We start from the raw sequence: 1,360 nt of genomic DNA, 5'->3' as shown, positions 1-1,360 counted from the left end.
ACAGCACTCTATCTTTTATTCCGTTCGCCTATTCAGAAACCGTGTTTATCTATAATCAAGAATATCTCAAAAAGCTCAATATTACGCCACCAGACACATGGCAGGCGCTGGCAAAACCGGAATTTCATAGCCATATCACCATGAGCTCGCCCTCACGCTCCGGCACAACGCACATTATGGTCGAAAGTATCTTACAACAATACGGCTGGGATGCTGGGTGGCAATTATTGTTAGAGATCGGCGCTAATTTACGCGGCGTGTCAGCGCGCAGTTTTGGCGTGTCTGAAAGTGTATCCCGTGGCGTTGTCGGTGTTGGCCCCGTCATTGATAGCTACGCACTCAAGCAACAAGATAAACTCAAATACATCACTTATCGTCCGATCCGCAAAGGGCCGATCATTCCGGTTTATTATGGCGTCATCCACAATAGTGCGAATAAAGCAGCGACTCACGATTTCTTAGCCTATTTGCAACAGCTTTCCACCGATGAACGCCATGCGATGCGGGCGTTTAAAAAACACGCGATACAAACCAGTGAGCAATCACCCGAAAAAACCTACTCTGTCGATCAGACGTTGATGCTTAAGCGGAGCAATTTGGTAAAATTACTGTTTGATAAAACGATCGTGGCACATACGCCGATATTGCAACAAGTGTGGGGAGATATTCATCAGAAAGAAAAACGGCATCTAACTTCCGCAGAACAACATAAAATTACGCAAGCAAAACAGCTACTTTCTACTCCGATTATTACTCAGGCACAGTCAGAATCGGCCCATGTATTGCAACTCGCGAACCTGCCGCCTCAATCCCATGAGCGAGTCATGTTCAGTGAATCACTCGAGAAAAAATTTCGGCTCAATATCGATAAAGCATTAGATATACTGCGTACCATAGAGTAACTGATTATGCTGGCACACTTTCCGTTAGGAAAACGGCTCATGCTGTTTTGCCTATTACAATCATCACTGACTTTTATAACAGGCTGTATCGGCTATTTTGTCTGGTCGTCCTTATCCAATAACATCACGACCACACTAGCCAGTAACATTAGTGCCGTTAATGCTCAACATGAAATCGATACGCGAAGCAACCAATTGCTTTTATTGGTGGCGGATATCTCTAACGCTTCCGCAATTACAGATATCATTAGAAAAGAGCATAAAATTAATACCGTAGTCGCTGAACTTGAGAATCTAACGGATACGCAAGATACTCACCTGCGCGCCATTAATCAGAAAGTCAAAGCCCTGACTTTTGAACAAAGTAAATTGATTAAGCATAAGATTGCGCTCTCTAATCAATTGGTTAAAGCGCGTGATTTGATCAATGCCCTCCACTATGACGCAATAGAGGAAGC

2 protein-coding genes are annotated in these 1,360 nt (G+C 43.9%); both read left to right on the top strand.

Annotated features, from left to right (window positions below; all coding sequences use genetic code 11):
• Nucleotides 1-902 (top strand): ABC transporter substrate-binding protein (locus tag ACRC27_RS02005; RefSeq protein ID WP_438639067.1); only part of this gene is annotated, 902 nt, incomplete at its 5' end.
• A 6-nt stretch (nt 903-908) separates the two neighbouring features.
• On the top strand, nt 909-1,360 hold a 452-nt coding region (locus tag ACRC27_RS02000; protein WP_438639066.1), incomplete at its 3' end, for a hypothetical protein.

Source organism: Plesiomonas sp. (assembly GCF_051650925.1).
Lineage (GTDB): Bacteria > Pseudomonadota > Gammaproteobacteria > Enterobacterales > CAMTGL01 > Plesiomonas.
This window is presented reverse-complemented; position numbering and strand designations above follow the sequence as displayed.